Raw genomic sequence first — 25,491 nt, 5'->3', positions numbered from 1 at the left:
TTAATACCTTTTAATGTCGCTTTCTAAGCGTGTTGATAAGGGTGAATTACTTGATTAAAAAGGCATTTGCAGCTTTACATGTTAGGGAGCTTCCCGCTTGCTAACAGGTTTTAATACAATGCGTTTTCTAAACATGGGTAACCACGACTTATCAACTTATTCGTTTTCTAAATGGTTTAGGGTGGGACTTGAACCCACAACAATCGAAGTAAAAGTTCGAGGCTCTACCAATTGAGCTACCTGAATTTAAGGAAGGATTTGAACCTTCGACGCACGAAACTCTATTTCGCTGCTCTACCTGACTGAGCTACTTAAATTGTGTTTGATTAGGAATACGCATTCACATTGTTCAGCGCACCGGAGTGACTTTTTGAATCACAACCACTTAACCAGACGAATAATACATATCAAGTGATGTGCCAAACGATAATCAAACAAAAAATAAAAGTCTTAATTTGTTGATTTTAAACGGTTAATTTTTTATTTTTGCTCATTTTTTTGCAAGCGATATAGACAATCGAAAAAGCACAAATATAATATTTTGGATATGCATGTATCTTAAGGGATAGGTTAGTGAAGAAGACAATTGCGGTAACATTGATCGGGACACAGTTAGATTTTGTTGGCAAGCGTATTGATCGATGGTCACGGTGGCGACCGAATATTAGCTTGTGTAGTCAAGAAGATTTAATCGTCGATAAACTGCATATGCTCCATGATAACCACAGTTGGAAACTCGCGAATAATGTTGCTGTGGATATTGAAAGTGTGTCACCTGAAACACAGGTGCAATTACATAATATAAACTTCTCTAACCCTTGGGACTTTGAAGAGGTATATGCCAAGCTTTATGATTGGTGTGCCCAACAAGAATTTGATACTGAGAAAAATGATTACCTGTTTCATATTACTACAGGGACGCATGTTGTTCAGATTTGTAGTTACCTGCTTACTGAAAGTCGGCATTTTCCCGGTCGACTCATTCAAACCTCTCCAGACAAATACAATAAAAATAAATCGGTCGGTAAAGCACAAATAATCGATCTCGACTTGTCTAAATATGATCAAATAGCAACGCGTTTTGACCGTGAACATCTCGAGGGTAAAGCATTTTTAAAAGGCGGTATTCATACTAAAAACAAGGCCTTCAACCAACTTATAACGCAAGTCGAAAAAGTCGCTATCCGTTCACAAGATCCGATGTTACTGACGGGTCCAACAGGTGCAGGAAAAAGCCAACTTGCTACTCGTATCTTTCAACTCAAAAAGAAACGAGCCATGTTAGAGGGTGAACTTGTTTCAGTAAATTGCGCGACACTGAAAGGCGAAAATGCCATGGCAGCTTTATTTGGCCATACAAAAGGTGCATTTACAGGAGCATTAAAGTCTCGAGATGGCTATTTGCTCACGGCAGATAAGGGCGTATTGTTTTTGGATGAGATCGGTGAGCTTGGCTTAGAAGAGCAGGCGATGCTTCTTCATGCCATAGAAAATAAAGAGTTTCATCCCGTTGGTAGTGATAGAACGTTAAAAAGTAACTTTCAACTTATTGCCGGAACGAACCGTGATTTGAAACAGCAAGTTGCGAAAGGAATGTTTAGAGAAGACTTACTTGCGCGCATTAATTTGTGGTCTTACAAACTACCAGCATTAAAAGATCGACGTGAGGACATCCCCGGCAATATTGACTATGAAATGGACTTATTTGCACAGAAAACAGGGGAAAGAGTCAGGTTTAACAAAGAAGCTAAGCGATTATTTGAAGAGTTTGCAATGTCAAACCAAGCACCTTGGTCTGGTAACTTCAGAGATTTAAGTTCGGCAATTACACGATTAGGCACTCTTGCAGATTCATCGCGCATTGCTATAGCTGATGTGACAGAAGAAATAGCTAGACTAAAAGAGTCATGGCATTTACCTGACTCAGAACCGCAACGTAAAGCGATCGAAAGGTATTTAACCAGCGAAGCAATATCTAAACTCGATAAATTCGACGCTATTCAACTTAATAATGTACTTGTGATATGCGAAAAACATACGAGTATGGCAGCTGCTGGAAGAGAGTTATTCAACGTTAGTCGAACATTAAAGGTGCAAGTAAACGACTCTACAAGGTTGCAGAAGTACCTCGCTAAGTTTGGTTTGAAATGGTCAGATTTGAGCGAGCAAAAAAATAGCGAGTAATCGTCGACTCGCTATTTTACCTAACGTTTGGAGGAGTTAGGGTTAGGCGGTTTGCTGGGCGAGCCGAGAGTCAATGCTGGCGATATTTGCCATGAGTTGCTCTTTCACTCGCTGCAGGTGTTGTTGTCGCTGCTCAGGAGCTTGCTTGGCAAAACGTAATGCGCTGTAAAGGCTGCGTTTTGAAACTTGATATCTTGATGCGGCTTGGGAGAGGCTCGACTCGCCGATCATGACGCTTAACATGGCTTCGTTTAACCCCGGTTGCATACTCATTAAAGTTGCTCCTTAGCGTGTTGTGAAACCTGTTTTTCTTCGTGAATTGGCCATATACTCACTTTTGAGTACCAATCTAAGTGCCAAATTAGCTGCATGGTTTGAATAAAGTTGTGCATACGAAAACCCCTGTAATAACTGCTTTGCTTCTTCCATTAAGAAAAAGTTATGCCAAGGTTTTAAGTTTTTGATTTTATTTGGTTTGTTGTTTTTTTGTTTAGAGCTGATGCACTATTTTTGTGAGGGGCAAGGTGAGTTTGCACTATTTTGAACGATCTATTCAGTTCGATGCAGGTTCTTGTAATGCATGCAAATTAGCGGATAAAGTGCTCAGATTACGCTTATCTTGGACGTATTGTCTTTAAGATAGAGATTATAAATGAAGCTGACTATGCTCTTTATATTGTTGGCTTGTTATGTAGAGCCTTAATGTTGATTTCAAAAATAGTTAATGTGTTTTTAGTACTTATTGTTATGTTGTCGTCCACTTCTTTTGCATGCGAGCAAACATTTCGCGTGAGTGTTGCCGATGCTTGGCCTCCTTTCTCTTTTAAGAAGGGTAATGATTATCAAGGTATAGATATTGAGATCGTCGAAGCTGTCTTTTTACAGCGGGTTATTGTTGGCAATATGTGAGTTACCCTTCTTCAAAGCGAGCTTTAAAAGAGTTAGAAGTTGGCAACGTGGATATGCTATTTGCAGCAACAAAAACGGACGAACGCTCTAAAAATGCGCATTTTTCTGTTTCTTATAGAGAAGAAAAAATGATGGTGTTTTCTTTACTAAGAGCTAAAAACGTTGACTATTTTTCGATTAAACATCTATTCGGAGTAGCGTATATGGCCGAGAATTTGAAGCGTTTAGAGCGTCATGTCCTGACTGCGTAGTGAATACTAATAATGTGTCAGAGCGTTTTGGTATGCTCAGATCGAAGCGAATAGATTATATTATTGAAGAAAGAATAACGGGTATGAATTACATAAAAACCCTCGGGCTCGAGGGTATAAAACTTTTGCCTCAACCGGTTCACTCTGAGGGCTTAAAGTTCATGTTTAGTAAGGCTTATATTAAACCTGAGCAGCTTCATAAAATTGATCAAGCCATACGCTCAAATAAAGAATTAATACAGCCAAAAGTCAACTAGACTTACCTGAAAAAGTAAATTTAGAGTAATTTGCTAGTACAAAAAACAAACATTTCAAGTAATGAGCTTGTCATATTCGGTAATTTTGAATTTTTTTCATGTAGGATTTTTGCACTAAAAAGGGCTTTTTAGCCCTTTTTATTGTTTTAATATTTAGAATTTTTAGCGTTGTTGTTTACGCCTAAACGTAGCAATAAATAGAGCCGGGAGAATCCAGAAAAACGAACCGCCTCCATCATCCGACTGCTGAGTTTTGTCTGTGGGAGTGGTTGGTGTTGGGTTTGAATCAGCTGTAGTTACGGTATAAGAAAACGTGTCAGTTGTGACCAATTTATCTTCAAAAAAGCCACTTACAGTTAATTCAAATGTACCAGTCTTTTCTGCAGTAAATGCGTATTGATTACCACTGTGCTCAACACCTTCTTGAGTGCGCCATATGTAGCTAAGCTGTAATGGCTGCGTTGTTTCAAGCTCTGTTGTAAATGACAGATTTTCACCTACTTTGACTGTATTTTCGCCTAAAATTATGAATTTTTTAATAGTGGGTGATACGGCATCAACGAGGTGTTGTTTGCTATAACTCAGCTTGTCATTAACAAAAGCTTTCAGTGTGACTTGGTAAAAGCCAGGTTGTTGATATTCATGGTTGGGATTGGCTTCTGAGCTGGTGTTACCATCCCCGAAATCCCATTGGTAAGCTGTAATCTCATTACTCAAAACTGGGGTTGTACTGAGTGATAATATGAGCCCTAAAGCTGTGCTTGAAAGCGCGCGCATAATTTCTCCTTTTTCCTTAGAGATGAATTTTTCGTTACTGAAATACCGATTAGATCTTATATCAAAGTTTTCAATAAAACACCAAGTTCGAGCCTGTATATACAAATATTAAAGTTTAATTAAATGTTAATTTTTTTGTTTTTTGAGTGTTGCGAATGGATCTCAAAACGGATAATAATATTTATAGAGCGTCTACTCAGTTACCTGTCAGAGGCTCACTTTTGATTCAAGGAATGGTGATTATGAAAGTTATTTTAGGAACGTCAGCGGCGCTTATTGGAGCCGTTGCGCTAGCTATGCTTTTGCCTGAAAAAGCACAGCCTCAATTCAATAAAAAGTCCACTGAAGTTATTCAAGATACAGCTATGTCTGACATTCTTGATGATTCTTCATTGTTGATGAAACCTGACTCTACGGCCAGTGAAGTGACTGTGAAATTACAATCTTCAGAGCCTGAAAGTATTTTCGCTTGGCCAATCAGACCACTCGAACAGCTCCATGACAAACGTGAATTGGAAGCCGAGTATGCGTTTTTAAAAGAACGCTTGGAAAGTGCTGAAGCGGTCGAGTTGGTTAATAACAATAAATTAACAAATGAAGATGTCGAAGCACTTCGAAACACCTTTTCACACTTAAATCTGATTACTGAGCGTTTGATCGAAATTGAGTCCCAAGAGGCTCAACAAGAGTTCGAGCAACGTTACGGACCTGATGCATTTGCAGATGATATGGCTTTTGTAAAAGAGACCGTAAAGCAAGCAATTGCAGAGCGGAAAAATCGTACAGCCAGAGAGCTAGAACTGGCTGAACCAATGGTTGAAGCAGTAAACGTAGAACAAGATGTTCTACACGTCATAAACCGAGTGGAAAACACTCAAAAATAAAACTTATCTAAGGATGAAAACAGTGAAAAAGACGCTTTTAACTTTGGCGGTACTTTCTGTGCCTGTCACCGCTATGGCTATGCCTAGTCTACGTGATGATTGTCAGTTTAGTAGCCCAATTCAATCAGGTGGTGCTGATATTTTATTCAGCCAAAACTGTAAAACAGCTTATGTTGCGCCGCCAAATACAGGCAAAGTAACCTTATCTGGTTATCATGAAACTCAAGGTACTGAGTTTTGTGGCAATTTAGATAATGCCAAAGCAACTTACGATCAGTCACAAACGCGTTCAAAAACGTGGCGTGATAAGTCAGAAACATTGTTGCTTCAGGTTGATCCTCTTATCGATGAAAAAATTCAAGCAAACGCGGATTTGTTAGAACTGAAAGGCAACATCGATTATTGGGTGTTTGAAGAACTTAAAAACAGCTATGAAATGGCGCTGCTTGCCTACAACGGCCGTTATGACGACTATAAGTTCTGTTTACAAGATGGTTTGTTAACACGAGAAGAGTGTCAACAAAACCTACGCGATACAGTACAAGCCTACTCTGATGCAAGAACTGAGTATAATCGCTACCGCAGCGATAACCGTGTTGCATTAGCAAAAATCGATGGGCTGAAAGCAGATATTGTTCGTTTAGACGAGCAGATCGTTGCACTTGAAGAGCGCGTTATTAAGTATGACGACTATGCGATGAGAATTGAAAGTCGTGCAACCTACAACTACATTGATCTAGCAAGCATCTATGGTGCAAACGCTAAGATGCTTTATACCCTAGATTACGATAGCTATGTTGATGGTATTCGAGCTCAAAATGCGCATATTCCACAGATCACATCTTGGAAGCAAATGCCTTTAGTAGGAGCTGAGTTCTTTACAAATATGAACCCAGACTTCATCAATGCTGCAGATCCAAATATGGGTTCACTTAAAGATTTAACGCCTATTCATACTATGAATACAGCGCAGAAGCTGATCAGCTTCCGTCCAAAAGGCTTCTCTAACTTATATGAATCAATGGACGGTGAAGATAAGTCAACAGAGCCAGGTGCATACATGAATAACATCGACCCTAACGATGTTGATGCATTGGTTTACGGTAGCTTTGGTTCAGCTAGTTCAAACCTTGCAATGAACCTGTTTGGTGCATGTCCACTTAAAAAAGAAGGTGTAACAGGTACTCAGCTAGCGGCTTCATTTGATTCATACGTACAAACTGGTTTGCGTTTACAGTGGTTAATCGAAGTACCATTCGGCTATAAAGCACAATACAAAGCACACAACATCTTAAGTCAATTCTCGTCGAACAAGTCGAGCGGTTTCCTATTCTGGAAAAAACGTAAGTCTAGCTTCTACGAGTGGGCTAAAAACACGCAAGATCTGAAGATTGAGTTCATCGATCCACCTCTATCACGTTACTGGACTGAAGAAATGGAAGAAACGGTACGAGAGTCAATCATGCGTCGTATCGCATTTGGTGTTCTAGACAGCGTTTATCCACGTATTTCAGCTGCACCACTTAATGATGCAGAGCACCAAGCTTGGTCTAAAGGCGCGCAACAAATCGGTTGTAGCTTCGGCCCTTACGGCTGTGCAATTGGCTGGGTTGTGGGTTCTTTAGATAACCGTAAGAACTACTCACGTTTTTATAGTGATAAGAGTCGCTACTATACAGAAGAGTCAACCAAAGTTACTTATCTTCCTAAAGAGAAGTACCTTACTTTCTCAGCTCAATAAGCACCATCGCAAGGCCAACTTAGGTTGGTCTTTCCAATAAGGATTGAATATATGTTGCGTTCTATTTCGGCAGCACTGATTTGTGCGGCCTCAATTTCAGTGCAGGCATTTGAAGTTCAGTTGCCTCAATACATTTCTCCGGGTGAGCAAGTGGTGTTGAGTGCAAGCCCAATTGCCCAATATGACGAGTTTGCATGGCAGTCTTCTAGTTTCTATGCGCAATTGCAAAGTTATGGCGAAAAACAACAGTTTGCTGTGTTAAAACTGCCGAAATATGCCAGCGATACCCAAATTGATATTTATACCTACGCCCTACAAGGGTGGAGTTACGAAACAAAGCAGAACTTGATAGAAGTGCGAGCAAACAAGCCAAAGCTCCCTAGTTCAATCGCCATTTCAGGCCCAAATACCTTGTTGTTAGACCAACCCAATGTGCTTTCTTTGCAAGGTGTTGAGCCAAATACCAGCATTAGTTGGCAAGCCGTCGATGACAATGGCAGCAATCAAGGTATAGCGCTTCAAAATATCGCAGATAATCAGGTTGAATTGAGTTTAGATTCAGCGGTATTTCAAAGTGAAAATATCAATGTGCTAGCAACCGTGAATATATCTGGGTGGCAATACCAGGTGACTAAGTCATTCAATTTAGATGGGCAGATCACACAGCCAAATTTAGTAATTAATACACAAAATACTTACCAAGAACATAAAAGTGGTCAGTTATCAGCGCTGGTTGAGCATACCTCGCCAGATGATGAAGTGACCTACCAATGGCGAGTGATTAATAAAGGGCTTGCCGAAGCGGTAACGTTGAGCTCAGCTAATAAAGCGCAAACAGACGTGTTAGTTGAAGGCATAGAAAAGATAAGCAAAGTCACGCTTGCTGTGACAGCTGAAATTAACTCGCTCGACAAAACGGCATCTTTAACCAAAGAGTTTGATATTACGGTGAAAGCAAATAAAGCACCGAGTCTGAACTTTACGACTTCAAAGCAGCAGCTATGGGCTGGTGAAGCAATGCAAGTGGTGGTTGAAGCGACCGATCCTGAGCAAGATACAACCATTGTGACAGTCGAGAATCTAACGCCGGATTTCATCTCTGTTAGCAATGAAAAAACAAACTATTTAGTTAAAGCAAACGCTGTTACTGCTGATGCAATGGGTAAAATTAAACTTACGGTTGAAGACCTATGGGGTAATAGCAGTTCAGAAATACTAGAAGTGAAAGTGCGTCGCTTACCTACAATTAGCTTTACACATATGCGTCGTTTATATGCCAACAGTCCAGGTTTTTTAAAGGCAGAGATAGATATTCCTGTAAACCAAGTACAGGCCGTTGAGTGGCAACAAGTGTCGGGTGAACCTGTTCAATTAAACAAAGCCACTGAGTTTGAAGCTGATTATGTTGCCCATGAGGGGGGAACAGACTTGAGCTTCTCGCTTAATTTAACCCTTTCACCAGATGTGGTGTTATCAGTAAAAACCAATATTAACGTTTTAAACTCCCAGCGATTAAATGACACAGGGGATGTGTCTTATATAGATAAAAACGCACGTTGGGCACAAGATAGCCTGCAAAGTTTGGCAGGACTTGATGCGTTAAGCGGAAGGGATGCTTCAGAAGTTTTACTTAAGCAAGGGGCTGGACCACAAGGCTTTGACTTTGATTTTCTCTCCGATAGTGGCGCGGTTTTACCGGCCTTTTCAAGCCAAGCAGCTTGTCTTCGAGATAATCACACAGGGTCAGTTTGGTTATTAAAAAATCAGCAAAACGGTGACCTGCAAACGAAGAAAACCTTAGTTGAAATAGCCGCTGATATTACTGCGTTAAACCAAAAGCAGCGTTGTGGTAAGCAGACTTGGCTGTTACCCAGTGCACCACAGTTACTCTCTGTGCTGAGTACAAACCAAAGTGAACATACTTTTTATTGGCTAACAGGGTCTGAGCCAGCACTTGGACGCGTGTTTTCTCGTCTGCAGCTTTTAAGTTCAACTGAAGACGCGGGACAAAACTATATCGTTAACTGGTACCCGAGCACGCTTACTTCCTCATGGTCAAGCAGTTCAAATGCTTACCATTTCTTACTTATAGCAGGAGAGTGAACATGAATAAAGCAATTATTATGGCGACCCTGCTGGGTACTATGAGCTACTTACCCAACTCTATAGCACAGTGTAATGATGCTCCAGAAGTGGCCCGATATAGTCCTGTTTTAGAACAAACCATTACTGATTATAAATTTGGTTTGATGTGGAGTGCATGCGCAATTAGTCCGACGACAGGAGAATGTATGTCTGACAGTGAAGTGCGCTCGAGAATGACAGGACTTAAAGCGGTTCAGTTTGCTAGTGAAGCTGTGATTGGCGGTCATACAGATTGGCGCCTGCCGAACTTAAAAGAAGCGATGACTCTTTTTGGTGGGTGCCAGGGTTTTTCTTATGTAGCACCATTACAAATGGGTAAATATCAGCGCCGTATTTGGACTGCAACGACTGACCTTGGTCAATCCTCTCCGGCTTTAAAAACCATCGCGATGACGAATGCGCAAATTGTTCCATGGCGAATTTCAAGTAGTGCCGCATCGGTTTTTTTAGTTCGAGATATCAGCCAAGGAGTTCAGTAGTTTATGTTTATTACAACCTTATTGAGTCTGGGGCTCTCGGCTGCTCCTGCACAGCTCAACACTCGGACCTTTATTATGCCAACAAGTTTACCTGCTTATTTGGCATATAAGGCGACTCTAAATGCGGTCACAGGGACAGAAGGTGATGACATTTTACGTGGCACCAATGGTGATGACGACATATCTGGGTTAGCAGGTGACGACAAATTATTTGGTGGGCAAGGGTTCGACTCTTTGTTTGGTGATGAAGGTAATGATTCTCTTTATGGTGGTAGTGGTGAAGACTACTTACTTGGAGGAAGTGGAGATGATTTACTGCAAGGCGGACAAGACAATGACAACCTTCGAGGCGGACAAGGTGCTGATAATATGCTAGGTGAAGAAGGTGATGATGAACTTTATGGGCAAAGTGGAAACGATACCCTATCTGGTGGCCAAGGACGAGATCAACTCTTTGGTGATGAAGGCGAAGACGAATTACGAGGTGGTTCTGAAGATGACACATTAAATGGTGGAGATGCCAATGATCGACTATTTGGTGAAAGCGGCAATGATACTTTAATTGGTGATGGCAGTAGTCATCTCGGGCATGATTACTTAGATGGTGGTGTCGGCAATGATACGCTCAGCGGTGGGGCTGGGAATGACGAGCTATTTGGTCAATCAGGCAATGACACCTTATTTGGTGATGAAGGTAACGACACCTTAAAAGGTGGAGATGACAATGATGCGCTAAATGGCGGCCGTGGCACAGATTTGCTGTACGGCGAGTTAGGCGATGATGAGCTCTACGGTGAAGATGGCGATGACCAAATCTTTGGCGGAGATGGTGCCGATACACTAGACGGCGGCGATGGAAACGACTTGTTGCAAGCAGGCGATCAAGATGACTGGCTGTTTGGACAAACAGGCCATGACAGACTATATGGTGGCAAAGGCAATGATATGCTTTTTGGCTACGATGGTGATGATCATTTATACGGTGAAGAAGGTGATGACATCATTGATGGGGGTTGGGGGAACGACACCTTTTACGGCTCTTTAGGCGTAGATCAGCTCGAGGGGGCAGAAGGTGACGATTTATTTCTCATTACTAATTTAGGTTATGGTCGCCATGCCATTATTGGTGGTTCGGGCCAAGATACCATTCGACTCGCTGATGGTGAGCAGCATTTCACCCAATTACATACCAATATTCAAAGTGTCGAAATATTACAAGGCAATGCGTTAGATAACCAACTGATCCCTGCGCAGGGTATTGAGAAAGTTGAAGGTTTAGCCGGTAATGACACGTTAAGTGACAGCGCTGGTAATGAAGCCCTTTACGGTGGTTTAGGCAATGATGTGTTGCATAGCACAGCAGGGAGTGATGATTTATTTGGTGAACAAGGGAATGACACCTTTTTTATTTCTTCTAGTTTGACGAGTGCATATGGTGGTGAAGGCAATGATATTTTTTATCTTTCATCTTCGGTCAATGTAATTGATGGCGGGACAGGACAGAACCGCATCGAATTACAGAATGTCGCATATGCTGATCTTAAAGCGAGCGTCAATATACAGTCTATCGTTGGTAATGCATTACCAAATACCCTAAAACATGGTTTATCTGCTACTGAAAAGTTATCGAATGACACTGAAATTGTTATTTCATTAGGTGCAGGAATCGATAGGTTTTTACCTGGGGTGATTGCCGATGATAGGCAAGATCTTACTTACACTCTAAGTTATCAAACTGACAAAACCATACTCTACACAGGGCAAGTTACCTATCGACTAGACAGTGATGTTGAGTTCATTTTGTTTGAGCAAATCAAACAGGGGTACATCGCCAAATTCTTATTGAATTTGAAAACTAAAAAAATGGCCGTTATCTCGGAGCAACCAATTTAACCCGCATCATTTCTAAAAACTTAGTCAAAACTAACTAAAAGGATATTTTTGTGAAGTACTTAACGACAGTCGTGCTAGGCATACTGGGGGTTAATGCCCCCAGTTTCGCGACACAATATTATGCTGTACCGGCTTTGACCGGCAATGCCAACATGGGTGTTAATTGTATTCATGCACCGCAAACGATAGACAGTTCAGGCGTTGCAACAAAGTGTAAGCAGTTGACCGTACCTAATAACCCTCGTATCGCAGCACAATTTCCGGTGCCGCCAAAACATTACACGGTTGAATTTAATAACCCTGATTCGCCTGTATTTAGCGAGTTCAATGGTTATCCAATGATCATTGAGCACAGCTCAGGAAAGTGCTTCTTGCGAAATCAGTTGGTTAATACGGTTGAGCCAAAGCGTAACGTATTACCAAGTGAATTCACAAGCTTTGAATATGATTGTCCGACAGGACCTGAAGAAAGCTTTGATACCAGTCGTTTACTATATCAGTATACGGTAAGTGGTGCATTTCAGCCGCAAAATGACGCGCATTTATTTGCTTCAGTGACGATGCAAATGGCAGCTCATTATTTTGCTGAGCTATATCCTCAGCAAGCTGAGCTATGCCCTGAGTGGGGTGGCCAATACTGCTTAAAGCAACTCCAACAACGTGTCGGCTATAGTGTTGAAGGGCAAAAATACTCCAGCGATTGGGATGGCGAGTTTGTAAACCTTGCGGAGGGCGGCAGTGTTGTAGGGCAATTTTCTCATGCCAGCTCCCTCGATATTGTGGCTCATGAGATAGGACATGCACTACTTTCTTGGAATAGTGAATTGCTTTACCAAGGTGAAGAGCCATCAGCTGTTCAAGAAGCGTTTTCGGATATGACGGCACTTGCTGCGAGAGATTACTATATTCGCCATATTGATGGGGGAGCTGCAAACTCATTCTTGCAAAGCCCTATGGTGCTTGCTTGGCAAAATAGTGCGGAGAAAATGTGGTGGATGGGCACAGGCTTTAATTTTAGTGGTAATCCACTCAGATATATTGCTCAGCCTAGATTCGATTTAATCAGTATTGATGACACTCGTGACTTAGCCGAGGCGAATGGCCCGCATCAAAAAGCAGGGGCTTTAAATAAGTTCTTTTATTTACTCGCAACTTCAGAACAATGGAGTGTTGAGCGGGCTTATAAATTGGCACTAAAAGCTGCAAATAACTGCTTCAGAAGAGACAGTGGCATTAACGAGGCCGGTCTGTGTTTTCAATCTCAAGCTGACTATGAAGATAAAGCACTCATTGGTGAACTGTTAAGACAAGTAGGTATTGTATCTTGGCAGTCTCAAAGCGAACATCTTGCATTTGATATTGAGCGCCAACTTGATGAGCTTCGCTTTTCTGTAACAGATAACCGATTCAGCAATAACCAAGTTAAGCGCTTCAATGTGTCAATTGATGGCGTGCCTTATCTCGCTTGGCAAAAAAATAGTGGTCAGGGTAGCTTTAACAAAGTAAAAACTGGTCGATTATCTATGCCGTTAGGAGCTGCGCTCGTTGAGTTAGAAATACAATTATCTAATGGTCAAACCTTATCTGCAGCTCGTCATGTTTACAGCGCTGATCAAGCCCGTTGCCAGCCAATGATGATTGGTGATGCAATGACAACTTTACGAGTGAACGAAGAGCAGTTGAATGTAACAAAAGTGTTCGAGCAGTTAGCACTAAATACAGCGTTATATAGCCAAGATTTACTGACACTTGATTTTAATACGCACTTAAACAATAAAGTGGTCTCTGTTTTTGCTGATTTAGACAGAGATCGTGTATTTGAAGATGACAACAATAGTAATGAGCTGATTTTTACCCAAACTGATAGTTCAGAAGGGGCTTCATTTAAGCTTTTAGGTGCAGAGCAAGTTAATGAAGGACCTATGCTGCTCAGGGTGCGCATAGATGATACACAAAAAGGTGCATGCGAAGTTGCGAATGGCTCTCAAGTTATTGATTTAAAAATTAACCTTAAATCAGGTAGCAATCTTCAAAGCGTTGATTTTTCTTCGCAGCAAGTGAACGACCAAATAACTTTAACTGCACAAGCAACAGGACAAGGCAGCCATACATTTAATTGGTACTTTAACGGTAACCTAGAAGCCGAGAATACAGATACGTTGATCCGCGCTTTTACAGCTGAAACGCTAGTACAGATAGACTCTCTTCGTGATGGAAAGGTAGTTGCAACGCAACAGAAAAAAGTACAGCCAGTTGCGTCTCTGGACTTAAAAATTCAGTGTGCTGTTGAAGGGACGCAATGTCTGTTTTCAACGCAACACTTACCATTGCCAAACTCAGTCTCAGCAAGGTATTTTTGGCAATTTGGCGATCAGGTCGATACAAAAGATACAAGAGCGGATACAAGTAATTTCATCTTTGATTATCAATCCAGTGGTCAATACAACGCAAATCTGACGGTATATCTAGATAGCCTGAATGCACAGTTTACGACTAGCACAGTCGTGAACATTGAGAATGCAAAGCCAGAGATTGTGTTCAACACCACTGCAGACCCTCTAGATCCGATGCGAATTCTGTTTAGTGTGGAAAATATCGACCTTTATAAAAAGGTATTCTGGTCTGTTGAACAAAAGCGGTACGAGCAGAGTGACCTAACGAGAGACTGGGAATATATCTTTAATGAAGCAGGCACTTACCCTGTGCTACTAACGGTTATATATCCTGACGACACTCCAAAAACGATTCGCAAAGAAATCATAGTTGAGCCAGCAGCGCCTGTTACTCAGCCTAATTTACAAATTCTATCGATACATACAGATGTGATGAGCTCATGGGCCTTTTGGAGTTGTGAAACGAAGTATGCGCGAGACGTTTTGCCTGATTCAGAAATTAAGTCGGCTTGTAATAATGCACAAATTAACTCTGTGCTCGTCAATACCAACCTTGAAGACACATCGTTACTGCGATCAGATTATTGGGTTGACCGAAATAAAGATGGAATCTTTAGTCAAGATGAAAAGAACACGAATCTTTCTTTTAAGTTTGATGGCAGTCGTGTTCCTGTATGCGTAACTGCATACACCCTCGAACAAGCTGGATCTTCTTCAGCCTGTATTGCCCCTGAAGGGGGTGCAACATTTAACTTTTATATAAATAAATAAGATAACTTTTAAATTTTAAGGAAAAAAGATGAAATTCAATCTACTGGCTTTGGCCGTTAGCTCGACATTGGCGTTGGGTAGTATCACTGCACATGCACAACCAATCGCTCAAGATGCAGTAAAGGTATCACTTGCTTCAAATATGCAACAAGATGGCGTTCAGTATCTTGACCCAGATAGTGCAGAGGCGCGCGCTGAGCTCGCAGACATGTTTGCTGATGCAGGTTGGACGCCACAAAACAGCCCTCAATTATATAAAGAGTTGCACACCCCTCAAAAATTAGTGAGCAATGACTTGTTCGCAACAGCAAGAACCATGAATACAGCATTCTCTACTCAGAGTGATAAGGAGCTAGAGTCACTATTTAGCCATTTAGGTTTTAATATCGTGCAAGAAGGGAGCACAAAACTTTTTAAGGTGCGTTTACTTAACTCAGAGCCTAAGTCGACAAAAATGACTGTCATGACAATCCGTCTTGTGAATGAGAAAGGCGAGCAGATCACGACTAAGCAAACTTCTCGCTTCTTCGGCGATGCGTCGGCTTCGGCATCTAGAAAGCTGATTGGTGGTGAAGCAACATTGGAAAGTGCATATGATTATGTCAAGAAAGCGAAAGCTATTTATGGTGAAGGCACTGCTTATGTGTTGTTCAATGATGGTACTAAGGTCCTGAAAAAGGGCAAAGTGAAGTACGATAGAAATGCTATTTTAGGCATGTTGAGCAAAGAGCTAGGCCGCCCGATGACTAATAAGAATACGCTGGTCAGCGTTAAGCCTTTACCTCCGATTAAGCCAATCATTATTGGTCCAGTTGAGCCAGATCCAGTTCTCTTTGGTGCAGAGCAAGCCCATGAGTTTAAATATGCAGAAAAGGAGTCACTTCAGGTCGCAAGTTTTGCGGCAAATAACTTTTTTGACCATGTTGTAAATCATCCAAAAGATTGGAAGAAGGCAGACGGAAACAATAAGAATGTGTCAGGGCAAGATGGAAAAATCATGGTATGTTTGAACCGTGATTATGGTGATTGTGATTACCCTATGATCCAAGCTGGCGGTGACTATAACAATATTCCACATGTCACAATTCCATTCCAAGGTCAGATCACGTTACCAACTTATATTTCTAAAGTGCTATTTAAAGAAGACGGTGTTTTAGAAAATAACAATGTTCAGCCAACAGATGTCATGATCCAAGGCAAAGATAGCTTTGTTGATAAGCTGTCTAACCATACTAACCATGTTAGAAATAGTTTTAGTCAGTACTTTAACATTAACTATACCTTCGATGCCGATACTTGGATGCCAATGTCAGTGTTGTCATGGAATATCCCAAGAGATAAAGGTGTATTTGCGAAACCTGGCATCTTCGAACGTCGTCAAGATGCTTATTGGATCTTAAATATCGCGATAGAAGAAAACTGGATGGGTAGCCCAAGTGATGCTGAATTATACTTTGGTATTTCTGGTGATGATTACCACGCTGAAACAGGCTATAGCTCTTATATTATCGCCTCTACCGAAGCACCAGCATTACCACAAAGTGGTGCTGTATATGAACAAGCACCCCTTCAATTTTCTTATAGCTGCTTAGCTGAAGGTTCACTCATTTTAATGGCAGATGGCTCTTCTGTTGCGATAGAAACTTTAAATATTGGTGATTTAGTCACAGGTGCAAGTGAGTTCTCACCTAAGACGCAAGAAACTTTACGTATTGCGGATATTTCTGTGGGCGTTGAGCACTTACCTATGATCCAGCTTACGACTGACGAAGGACAAGTTTTAACTTTAACAGAGTCGCATCCAGTTTTACGTGAAGGTGGTCAGCCTGTTTGGGCACTCAATGTAAAAGAAGGCGATAAAATTCAAGTCAATGGTGGTTTAGCGACAGTTACGGGTTATGAACAAGTTGATTATAAAGACAATGTTTATAACTTAAAGTTAGAACGAGTCAATGGTGACACTGAGCAAGACGAAAGTTTTGTGATGTTTGCGAACGGCATTTCAGTAGGCGACTTAGCAATGCAGTCTGAAAATGAGTTTGATACGCACAAAGAGTCTGTAGAAGATGTCTTGAAGCGTTTGCCTGTAGAGTGGCATACAGACTACTTAAATAGTTTGAATACAGATAAGTAAATAAGCCCAGAAGAGCAAAGCCGACTTACGTCGGCTTTTTTCATACTGCGCAACTGCCCAAGTTCTCTGAAAATTACATGCATTATTATGATTTTTCACATTAAATCTCCCATTTTAATCAAAATGTGTTAGTCATTAAGGTACGCAGTATGTAAACTGGGTGTTATCACTTATAAGGAGATTAATTAGTGAAACGTCATGCTTTAATGGCATTGCTTATGCCGTTGATTTTAACTGCTTCAACCTTTTCTTTTGCAGCAGAAAATACGCACTTCGCCGTACCCGCCATGATGGGTAATGCAAAAATGGGCTTGCTATGTGCTCAGGCGCCAGACCTTCCAAGTCAAGACTGTCAAACTGCTGTGATACCCGATCATCCTCGAGCTAGAGCGCAGTTTCCCTATGTTCCAGAGCAATACAACTTGGTGTATCGAGATGAAAATAGCCAGTTGTTTTCTAAATACAAAGGTTATCCGTTTGTTGTAAATCATGAAAATGGTGTTTGCTCTTTAGAAAACGCCGCTGTGGCTACCCGCCGGAATACAGTTGATTATCCGGTTTACAGTTACGCCTGTAATGGTGAAGCACTAGAGAGTGCAAACCTTTCAAGGGTTTTTCCTAATTATTTAGGATATGGTGCTTTTCAAGCTGAAAATGATGCGCACTTTTATGCGGGTATTACTATGGATATCTTGCATAAAGTATTTTCTGCTATGTATCCAAATACGGCCGTTCCATGTGAGTTGGGGGCTGAATATTGTTTGCAGCAACTTAATGTTGTAGTGCATGGCAACGCTGCGAAATACACTAGCTCTTGGACGGATGGACGGGTCTTACTAGGTTCAGATTCGGCTGCCGATGGTAGGTTTGCACATGCCACTTCGCTAGATATGATCGCTCATGAAACTGGTCACGCTCTATTAACCTGGAACTCAACAATTGGTTATGGAATTAATGATACGGCTGCGATTCAAGAGGCGTTTGCTGATCTAACTGCTGTACTAGTGCGAAATGAGTTTTATAAAAAATTACAGGCAGGTGGCGAACAAAACTTTATAGAGTCTGATGCGCATCAACAGTTATCCTCTGATGGTAATTTTTATTATGCCGTGGCCTGGGACAAATTTGTTCATAATAGAGCACTGCGTTATTTATACTCACCTAGAACAGATGGTAAGAGTATTGATGATTGGCGTGATATCGAAACGAAAACGCCTGGTCCACATTATCAAGCAGGGATTTTTAATCGCTTCTTTTATCGCCTGTCAATTTCTGAAGGGTGGGATATTGCAAAAACCTTCCGTTTAACCATGAAAGCAGCGCAGTCATGCTTTGTAGAAAACACTACGTTTGAGCATGCGGCATTTTGTTTGATAGATGCGGCTGAAGAGCAAGACAAAGCGAGAGTATCGGCTAAGTTGCAAGAGGTTGGCTTAATCCCAACAAATAGCTTAGTGAATAACCTCGATTTTTCTATTGAGCGTTTATATACCTCGATCAATTATGCCTTAGCAGAGCCTGAGCAAGCCGAGTTAAGTGCCTTGAATATTCGTCTTAATGAACAACCTTTGTATCAGTGGAAGTCAAATTACAATACGCAATCTCAATTTGATGCCATTAAACAAGCGCAACTTAATTTAGAATCAGGCGAACACATACTTTCTATTGAAACGACAAACACGCAAGGTGAGACCAAAACAGGCCATAGGCTTTTGAGTATTTTTGCAGACCCTTGGTGTCAGCCAGACACCGAGAATGTGCTATCAAATCAGTTAAGCATAAATGGTGAAGACTTTGTTTTGGAGCAAGGCTATACGTTCTTGGTGCCGCAGAATGCATGGTATCAGCAGTCATTAGGCGAGTTTGAACTGCATAATATACCCGCCGATAAAGTATTGTCGGTATTTTATGATTTAAACCGAGATCGTCAGTTTTCAGATGACGAAAAGGTACTAAGCACGACGGAGTACAATACTGCCATTAAGCTACCCAATGTTGATGCTGTGCCCGGCGATATGTTGGTGAGGTTACGTATTGATGATTCCGCAGTAAGCGCATGTACAGCGAATGAGCTAAGTCAGTCTGTGGACTTGAAAGTACACATTGAGGCGGGTGCACCCAGTACGCCGATAGATTTTAGTTACAAGCAAGTTGAACAAACATTACATCTTACTGTTTTGCCGGCTTATGGTGAGCAAGCTATGTTTCGTTGGATTTTACCTGAGCAAGTTATTGAGCAAACTGACATTAAGTTAGAGCGAGAAGTGAATGCAAAAGGTGCATATGCTATATCGCTTGAGCATGTTGAGAATGACCGCGTGCTTAGTAGAGTTGAAAAGCAGATTGAACTGATTGCCGATCCTGATTTGGCTATAACTTGCGAAGCGCAAGGTACACAATGTGAGTTTACCGTGAGTCATAATTCATTGTCTGAGGCTGTTGAGTATCAATGGACATTGGCAGGAGAACAAGTTACTAGGCAAGATGCTCAACCATTCACTTATGACTTTGAAGCATATGGCGTGTTTAATGTGGCGCTCTCTATGATGACGATAGATGGCAGGGCAGAGTTTTCAATCGAATCGCAAATAACCTTAGAAGAGGTATTGCCAGAATTAACTTTCATTGTTGGAAAGCAAGTAAATAATACGATTTCTTTGCTAGCAGACAGTGAATTAGGAGAAGGCTTTACTTTAAATTGGCTAATAGATGGTCAGTTGCAATCTAGTCATGAAAAAGAAATAGCTCATGACTTTACAACGGCACAAACAGTTACCTTGCAGCTACTAAAATCAGGTGAAGTTGTGAAAGAGGTATCTAAGTTAGTTACGCCAATGACATTGCCGAACTTAACGATCCAGTGTGCGCTAACAGGCACCCAATGTGAATTGTCAGCATCTCATGATTTGCCAGATAATAACCTTACTTATCAGTGGCAATTAAAGAATGAAACGATTACCAAAACGTCTAAGGACGCATTTCAATATGACTTTGCCGGCTATGGTGAGTTTACAGTTTCTCTTACACTTCAGGTGCCCGACTCGAATGCGGAGTTTACCTCAAGTGAGGTCATTAAAATTTCGCCTGAGCTAGGTTTAGTTGTAGGGAAACAAATTAATAGCACTATTACTCTGCTAGCAGACAGTGAATTAGGAGAAGGCTTTACTTTAAATTGGCTAATAGATGGTCAGTTGCAATCTAGTCATGAAAAAGAAATAGCTCATGACTTTACAACGGCACAAACAGTTACCTTGCAGCTACTAAAATCAGGTGAAGTTGTGAAAGAGGTATCTAAGTTAGTTACGCCAATGACATTGCCGAACTTAACGATCCAGTGTGTGCTAACAGGCACCCAATGTGAATTGTCAGCATCTCATGATTTGCCAGATAATAACCTTACTTATCAGTGGCAATTAAAGAATGAAACGATTACCAAAACGTCTAAGGACGCATTTCAATATGACTTTGCCGGCTATGGTGAGTTTGCTGTTTCTCTTACACTTCAGGTGCCCGACTCGAATGCGGAGTTTACCTCAAGTGAGGTCGTTCACATTCATGAACCAGAGCCAATTCCTGAAGTGCGTTTTAATGTCTCTCAAATTAATGACACTTTTTTCTTCTCGTTGAATTCGCCATTGCCTACTTTATATGAAGTGACACTTGTGATTGCAGGGCAGGAGTATGTATTAAACGAGGGCAAATTAGACCTCGAGTTACCGAATGAGATATCTAGCTATACTTTTATCCTTAGGAAACATAGGCAAATTATTGATCAGCAAACAGTGAGCTTTATAAGAGAAGCAAACCCTAATTTGGACTTTGTATGTGCTGCTGAAGGTCTAACTTGTCAACTAACAGCGACACACAATACCAACATATCAGTCAAAGCATATGTGTGGTCTTTAGTTGCGCAGAAAGAGTCAATCAACACTTCTGAGCCTTATTATGAAATGCAATTTACGAAGGCTGGAACATACGATGTAATGTTAACTTTGGTAACTGTAACTGGTGCACAGTTTACACATCAGCGTGCTGTCACGGTTGAAGAGTTACCTCATGAAAAAATCGCTATTTTGTTTGCTCAGCATAATGCGACATTAAAGCTAGCAGTGAGCAATGAAGATAACTTGGGTGATCAGTATCAACTTGTTTGGTTGTTAAATGGAGAGCAAGTTACTTCAAAGCAACTTGAAAAAGAGTTAACAACTCTTGCGACTGATTACATGGTCAAGTTACAGGTATTTATGGCAGGAAAGCTTGTAAAAGAGATCTCGCGATCTATATATGTTTATGCTGATATAGGTCTTGATTTTACTTGGCAAAATAACACAGAGAAGCCGCTAAAGTTCTCTTTCTCAAGTCTTTAAAAAATAAAAGGGTCACAATTGAGTGGCCCTTTTTTAATAAGCGAATGTTGAGAATATTTAAGTTCTAAGTAGCCCTAATTGACTGTTCTTGTGCTCGACCAGTTTCATCAAATCTTGTGCGGCATCTTCAATGGTGTCAGCCAATTGCGCGAGTTCTGCTGCCGCATCTGAAATCCCTGTCATGTTTGCACTTAAGTCTTCGGTTACCGCGCTTTGCTGCTCGGCAGCGGTCGCTATTTGGGTAACTTCATTTGAGATATCATCAAGTGCTTGTACCATTTCACTCATTTGTGCCGCGGCACTGCCACAATGGGTCATGGCATCACTGGCTTGTACAACAGAGCGTTCAATGATGTCTTCAGACGTTTTTACTTCATTTTGTAAATTATCAATGAGCTGGCTGATTTCATTGGTTGAGTCTTGTGTTTTGGAAGCCAAAGACCTGACTTCATCGGCAACAACGGCAAAGCCGCGACCTTGCTCACCTGCGCGAGCCGCTTCAATGGCAGCATTCAAAGCCAGTAGGTTGGTTTGCTCTGCGATTGAGCGAATTACATCAAGAATTTGTGTAATGTCGCTACTACGAATGGCAACCGCATTGATAGACTCTTTGGCACTGGCAATTTGATCAGACATCACCTGTACAGAGTCGGATGCGGCAGAGATACCGCGCTCGCTTTGTTTTACCTTTTCGTTGGTCGCATTGGTTGAAGCCGCTGCATTTTCTGATGAACGGGCGACTTCGCTAGCGGTGGCACTGAGCTCATTGATGGCGGTTACCACACTGTCGATTTCCATATGTTGCATGTTTACTTTGGCTTTAATGTCTTCTGCTGCCTTCGAGGTTTTGGTTGATTGCTGATAAGAGTTGTTGGCGAGCCCTTTTAAGTCATTCACCATATTTCGCAGTTTCTGTGTGAATAGGTTAAAACCTGTTGCTATGGCAATGAGTTCTTCATGCTGCGTGACGTCGAGTTGTACGGTCAAATCGCCATCATTACTTGCAAGATTCTCGACTCTATCTTTGATGTCTGTTAGTGGGTCGATAATGGTCTTTAAAATAGCCACAGAAAGGGCCAATGCGATAACCGATGTGATCACCCCAATAAAGATCATGCTGGAGCCAACAGAGGCATTGTCTTCAGCCTGTTGTTCCGCTAACTCTTGTGCGCGCGCAAGCGCCAGATCTTTCGGTAATTCAATGACCAAGCTCCAAGTTGTATTGGCGACCTTAATTTCAATGGGCATAGTGAAAACGAGGTTACTGCCAATTTCGAGTTGAGTTTGTTGTTTACGGTTGTCCATAATAGTTTTGCCCGCGTTACCCGGCAGAGACTCTGTTAAGGGGCGTGCCAGCTTGTCGTAGTGGCTTGCGCCAACGACTAACCCTATATCGCTGAGAATACTGACTTTGGCTTGACCATTATAAAGCGACTTCGACACTTCTTCGGTGAGAGTCTGAAAACGTGGCAGGTTTATATCAACCCCGACTAAACCAATAAAGCGACTATTGGCAATCACTGGTACGGTGAGAGAAGTCATTAACTCAGAATTACCGGGTGTGATTTCATACAAGTACGGCTCCATAATACAGGGCTTAAGATTATCTTTGGCGCACAAATACCATTCACTTTCTCTAAAGCCAAACTCATTGCGGGCATTAAGGTATTTTTCGCCCGGATCTTCAATTTGGTGTTGCGTGAATTTACCCGGCGCATCACGGGTTATATAAACTTCTAAAGAGCCTGCACCAGGAACCGAATGAGTCTGACCAGATCTACCAAACTGACTGTCTTTACCATCGTAGCCATTGGCTTCAAATTGCGCATAGATTGACGAGATACCTTGGTTTTTCTCGAGCGCTCCCAACATCATCAAATACAGGCTTCGTCTTGAAATAGGTTCTTGCTCTGCTGTTTTGGCTATGCCGCCAGATAGGCTGTAAGGAATTTGATACTCCTTGTTGATATAAGCACTGACTTTCTCGGCGTACAACCTCGCTTTCGCAGTTAATCGAGCATTAATTTCGTCTAACACAACACGTTGTACACGATCACTTTGAACTTGGTTATTATCATTGAGCTGTACCCAACTAATGGTGACTAATGAGGCAACAAGCAACATGAGTGTGATGGAAATAAAAGCGATTAGCTTAATCTTAATAGAGCGCTGATTCATATTCCTACCGTTTAATTATGAGATATTCTTTGTGATTATTAAGTATTACTAAATATAGACAAATTATGACTTTTTGCTGGCAGGGGTCAAGCCAACTGAAGGAGGAAGATTAGCTCATTTCCTAATCTTCCTTGTTGAGACTTATAGCATTTTTTGGATTAGGTTTTTATTTTCAACCCCAAATACTTTGCTATGTACGTCGCTAATAAAGTGCCATTGGCTATCAACAATATCAGGTGTAAATGTAAGAGTCATAAAGCCGCGCTGATGGACGTTGGCAAACTCTAGGTCGTCAACCAATAGCTCAAGTACTTTAGCAAATTCGCTGGCCTGTGATTCAGGCAACTGAAGATAATACTCTAGACCAGGAGAGCTCACTGATGGTGTCGCAAATTCATAACCGCATACATCGCCTTGTGCAGTGCATAACTTACCTGACCAGGCGTTATGGGTATCACCTGCAATGGTGACGATGTTTTTGTCTACTGCTTTAGCTGTTTGTAACAAGACTTCACGCTCTACTGGATACCCGTCCCAAGCATCTAAGTTATAGGGAGCAGTAAAGCCGATACGCATTTTATCTTGCTCAGTTAGCGTTGGGTCTGCTGCTTGAGTGCGCGCTTTTAATTGCGCCAGCTCTGTCATTTGTGAAGCGATAGCTGGGTTTGGGTTAGCCATGGCAACCAGTAACTCTGCTGGTAGCATCATTTTTGTCATTAGCACTTGCTGGCCAAGCACTTGCCATTTAGCGTCTGAGGTTTTGATATTGTCAGTCAGCCAAGTTAACTGTTGAGTACCAATCAATTGTTGATTGGGAGAAGCCAAATCTGCTTGGAAATTCGTTGTATCTAATTGGCCTGATGTTGGGTCAAAATAATTTTGATAATCAAGTGGCTTCACTCGAGCCTCATGACGTGTATCGAGCATATAAAGCGACACTAAAGAGCCGAAGTCAAATTTGCGATATAGACTTTCGGTTTGACCCGTAACGTATGGGCGAATAGGCATCCATTCGTAGTAGGCTTTGAGGGCAGCCATTTTTCGGTCGGCAAACATGCCCTCATCGTCATTATGGTTCTCAGCCCCATCTAGATAGGCGTCGTTGCAAACTTCGTGGTCGTCCCATACTGCGATGAAAGGCGCTTTTGCATGCAATGATTGCAGACCTGTATCTGTTCTGTAAAGCGCATAACGTTTGCGGTAATCTGTTAGAGAGATGAGCTCGCCTTGGTTATCTTCTGGTAGCATTCGGCCTAGCTCAGCCGCTTTATCAGTGGCGTATCCACCCATGCCATATTCATAAATATAGTCGCCTAAATGTAGCACTGCATCTAGGTCTTGCATTTTTGCAGCTTCAGCATAAGCGTGAAAATAACCCGCTGGGTAATTTGCGCATGACATAACCGCTAACTTCACTTGTGAGACATCTGTTTCAGGTAAGGTTTTAGTTTCGCCCATAGGTGATGGGCTTTCGTTGGCTTTGAAACGGTAATAGTAGCGGGTATTGGCTTTCAGCCCTGTCAGGTCGACTTTTACTGTGTAATCGTTTTTCGCTAATGCAGAAATTGACTCTTTAAATTCTATGTTTTCAAATGTCTTGTCTAGAGAGACTTCTAAGCTGACATTGACATTATTAGGCGTACCTTCAGGAGTAACTCGGGTCCATAAAATGACTCTATCAGTTAAAGGGTCGCCACTTGCTACACCATGATTAAACGCAACGGCAAAGTCGTTATATGATGGACTAGAGTCATTGTGACCACATCCAGTTAAAGATAAAGACACCGTGGCAGCGCCGACACCAGCTAATGCACTTTTGATAAAATTGCGACGTGAAAGCCCTTTCATGAGCTGTACCTCTTTATTGTTATATTTTGGAAAAGAGGCGATGATAGGTAACAGTTATGACATTTTTACGACTGGTCTTACCTTGTCATAAGTTATTCATGCAAGTGTCATATTGTATCAGCCTATCATTATTAATATGTTGATTTATATAAGTTTAAATCAGCATTTTTGAGTGTTCGATTGAGGAGGAACTTGCAACAAGAGCCTGTATAAATAATCCTAACTGAGTAATAATAGTTTACTGAACTTGTGTGGTTAGGTTATGAGTCTGCTTTTTGAT

General features: G+C 41.5%; 15 protein-coding genes and 2 tRNA genes. 11 read left to right on the top strand and 6 right to left on the bottom strand.

The window, feature by feature from the left end:
- Positions 1-172 precede the first annotated feature (172 nt).
- Both ABMY35_RS02655 and ABMY35_RS02650 read right to left on the bottom strand, forming a co-directional pair.
- Positions 173-241, bottom strand: a tRNA-Lys gene (locus ABMY35_RS02655).
- 2 nt (positions 242-243) lie between these two features.
- Positions 244-317, bottom strand: a tRNA-Ser gene (locus ABMY35_RS02650).
- A 256-nt stretch (positions 318-573) separates the two neighbouring features.
- On the opposite strand from ABMY35_RS02650, the gene rtcR reads away from it, so the two are divergent.
- Complete coding sequence (gene rtcR / locus ABMY35_RS02645; protein ID WP_349284900.1) at positions 574-2,184, top strand: RNA repair transcriptional activator RtcR; 1,611 nt, start codon at positions 574-576, stop codon at positions 2,182-2,184.
- A gap of 42 nt (positions 2,185-2,226) precedes the next feature.
- On the opposite strand, the gene ABMY35_RS02640 is transcribed toward rtcR, so the two are convergent.
- A complete protein-coding gene (locus ABMY35_RS02640) occupies positions 2,227-2,457 on the bottom strand; it encodes a helix-turn-helix domain-containing protein (protein WP_349284899.1) in 231 nt (76 codons plus the stop codon).
- Between the two features lie 429 nt (positions 2,458-2,886).
- Between ABMY35_RS02640 and ABMY35_RS02635 the strand changes: the two genes are divergently transcribed.
- Positions 2,887-3,093 (top strand): hypothetical protein, encoded by a 207-nt coding sequence (locus tag ABMY35_RS02635; RefSeq protein ID WP_349284898.1) that lies wholly within the window; start codon positions 2,887-2,889, stop codon positions 3,091-3,093.
- Entirely contained in the window at positions 3,090-3,344 is a 255-nt protein-coding gene (locus ABMY35_RS02630; protein WP_349284897.1) for a hypothetical protein, read from the top strand. The genes ABMY35_RS02635 and ABMY35_RS02630 overlap by 4 nt, the downstream gene beginning before the upstream one ends.
- Before the next feature lie 419 nt (positions 3,345-3,763).
- On the opposite strand, the gene ABMY35_RS02625 is transcribed toward ABMY35_RS02630, so the two are convergent.
- Complete coding sequence (locus tag ABMY35_RS02625; RefSeq protein WP_349284896.1) at positions 3,764-4,378, bottom strand: PKD domain-containing protein; 615 nt, start codon at positions 4,376-4,378, stop codon at positions 3,764-3,766.
- A gap of 242 nt (positions 4,379-4,620) precedes the next feature.
- Between ABMY35_RS02625 and ABMY35_RS02620 the strand changes: the two genes are divergently transcribed.
- The 8 genes from ABMY35_RS02620 (at position 4,621) to ABMY35_RS02585 (ending at position 21,185) form a co-directional block, all read left to right on the top strand.
- Positions 4,621-5,262 (top strand): hypothetical protein, encoded by a 642-nt coding sequence (locus ABMY35_RS02620; RefSeq protein ID WP_349284895.1) that lies wholly within the window; start codon positions 4,621-4,623, stop codon positions 5,260-5,262.
- A gap of 22 nt (positions 5,263-5,284) precedes the next feature.
- Positions 5,285-7,003: a hypothetical protein gene (locus ABMY35_RS02615; protein ID WP_349284894.1), complete on the top strand. Its 1,719-nt coding sequence runs from the start codon at positions 5,285-5,287 to the stop codon at positions 7,001-7,003.
- 51 nt (positions 7,004-7,054) lie between these two features.
- Positions 7,055-9,106, top strand: a complete 2,052-nt coding sequence (locus ABMY35_RS02610; RefSeq protein ID WP_349284893.1) for a hypothetical protein — start codon at positions 7,055-7,057, stop codon at positions 9,104-9,106.
- 2 nt (positions 9,107-9,108) lie between these two features.
- The gene (locus tag ABMY35_RS02605; RefSeq protein WP_349284892.1) at positions 9,109-9,627 is read left to right on the top strand and encodes a DUF1566 domain-containing protein; all 519 of its coding nucleotides are present in this window, start codon (positions 9,109-9,111) and stop codon (positions 9,625-9,627) included.
- A 3-nt stretch (positions 9,628-9,630) separates the two neighbouring features.
- Entirely contained in the window at positions 9,631-11,520 is a 1,890-nt protein-coding gene (locus ABMY35_RS02600) for a calcium-binding protein (RefSeq protein ID WP_349284891.1), read from the top strand.
- A gap of 50 nt (positions 11,521-11,570) precedes the next feature.
- The gene (locus tag ABMY35_RS02595) at positions 11,571-14,684 is read left to right on the top strand and encodes a M4 family metallopeptidase (protein WP_349284890.1); all 3,114 of its coding nucleotides are present in this window, start codon (positions 11,571-11,573) and stop codon (positions 14,682-14,684) included.
- A 28-nt stretch (positions 14,685-14,712) separates the two neighbouring features.
- Positions 14,713-16,818: a Hint domain-containing protein gene (locus ABMY35_RS02590; RefSeq protein WP_349284889.1), complete on the top strand. Its 2,106-nt coding sequence runs from the start codon at positions 14,713-14,715 to the stop codon at positions 16,816-16,818.
- 188 nt (positions 16,819-17,006) lie between these two features.
- On the top strand, positions 17,007-21,185 hold the full coding sequence (locus ABMY35_RS02585; RefSeq protein WP_349284888.1) for a M4 family metallopeptidase: 4,179 nt from the start codon (positions 17,007-17,009) through the stop codon (positions 21,183-21,185).
- Between the two features lie 57 nt (positions 21,186-21,242).
- On the opposite strand, the gene ABMY35_RS02580 is transcribed toward ABMY35_RS02585, so the two are convergent.
- Both ABMY35_RS02580 and ABMY35_RS02575 read right to left on the bottom strand, forming a co-directional pair.
- Positions 21,243-23,363, bottom strand: a complete 2,121-nt coding sequence (locus tag ABMY35_RS02580) for a methyl-accepting chemotaxis protein (RefSeq protein WP_349284887.1) — start codon at positions 23,361-23,363, stop codon at positions 21,243-21,245.
- 141 nt (positions 23,364-23,504) lie between these two features.
- Entirely contained in the window at positions 23,505-25,211 is a 1,707-nt protein-coding gene (locus tag ABMY35_RS02575) for an alkaline phosphatase D family protein (protein WP_349284886.1), read from the bottom strand.
- Between the last annotated feature and the right edge of the window lie 280 nt (positions 25,212-25,491).

Origin of the sequence: Pseudoalteromonas sp. BZB3, assembly GCF_040104455.1 — a bacterium.
In the GTDB taxonomy this organism is placed as follows: Bacteria; Pseudomonadota; Gammaproteobacteria; order Enterobacterales; family Alteromonadaceae; genus Pseudoalteromonas.
The sequence above is the reverse complement of the archived record's forward strand: the minus strand, read 5'-3'. Positions and strand labels throughout refer to the sequence as shown.